Raw genomic sequence first — 1,286 nt, 5'->3', positions numbered from 1 at the left:
GTGGCCTCGTCGCCCGCCAGCTCCAGCTTGTCGAACGCCTTCGCGCCGGCCTGCAGCAGCGCCACGCCACCACCGGGGACGATGCCCTCCTCGACGGCCGCCTTGGCGTTGCGCACGGCGTCCTCGATGCGGTGCTTGCGCTCCTTGAGCTCGACCTCGGTCGCCGCACCGGCCTTGATGACCGCCACGCCACCGGCCAGCTTGGCCAGGCGCTCCTGCAGCTTCTCACGGTCGTAGTCGGAGTCGGTGCGCTCGATCTCGGCGCGGATCTCGTTGACCCGGCCGGAGATCGCCTCGGCGTCACCGGCGCCGTCGACGATGGTGGTCTCGTCCTTGGTCACCACGACCTTGCGGGCGCGGCCGAGCAGGTCGAGGGTGGCGGTCTCCAGCTTGAGGCCGACCTCCTCGGCGATGACCTGACCACCGGTCAGGATCGCGATGTCACCCAGCATGGCCTTGCGGCGGTCGCCGAACCCCGGGGCCTTGACGGCCACGGAGCGGAACAGGCCGCGGATCTTGTTGACCACCAGGGTCGCCAGGGCCTCGCCGTCGACGTCCTCGGCGATGATCAGCAGCGGCTTGCCGGACTGCACGACCTTGTCGAGCAGCGGCAGCAGGTCCTTGTTGGCCGAGACCTTGCTGTTGACGATCAGGATGTACGGGTCTTCGAGCACGGCCTCCATGCGGTCGGAGTCGGTCACGAAGTACATCGACGTCATGCCCTTGTCGAAGCGCATGCCCTCGGTGAGCTCAAGCTCGAGACCGAAGGTGTTGCTCTCCTCGACGGTGATGACGCCTTCCTTGCCGACCTTGTCCATCGCCTCGGCGATGAGCGAGCCGATCTCGGGGTCGGCGGCGGAGATGGAGGCGGTCGAAGCGATCTGCTCCTTGGTCTCCACGTCCTTGGCCAGCTTGGAGAGCTCCTCGCTGACGCGCTCGACGGCGGCCTCGATGCCCTTCTTCAGAGCCATCGGGTTGGCGCCGGCGGCCACGTTGCGCAGACCCTCGCGCACCAGAGCCTGGGCGAGCACGGTGGCCGTGGTGGTGCCGTCGCCGGCGACGTCGTCAGTCTTCTTGGCGACTTCCTTGACCAGCTCGGCGCCGATCTTCTCCCACGGGTCCTCGAGCTCGATCTCCTTGGCGATGGAAACACCGTCGTTGGTGATCGTGGGAGCGCCCCACTTCTTCTCCAGCACGACGTTGCGGCCCTTGGGACCCAAGGTCACCTTGACGGCGTCGGCGAGCTGGTTCATACCGCGCTCGAGACCGCGCCGGGCGTCCTCGTC

Annotated in this window: 1 protein-coding gene; it reads right to left on the bottom strand. The window is 67.8% G+C overall.

Going from position 1 to position 1,286, the window contains the following annotated elements; genetic code table 11:
• A partial coding sequence (gene groL / locus DMB42_RS52675) for a chaperonin GroEL (protein ID WP_125649928.1) occupies window positions 1-1,286 on the bottom strand: 1,286 nt, incomplete at both ends.

The sequence above is a fragment of the Nonomuraea sp. WAC 01424 genome, assembly GCF_003947315.1.
Lineage (GTDB): Bacteria > Actinomycetota > Actinomycetes > Streptosporangiales > Streptosporangiaceae > Nonomuraea > Nonomuraea spiralis.
Note: the sequence above shows the minus strand (reverse complement) of the source record. Positions and strands in the feature narration are given on the sequence as shown.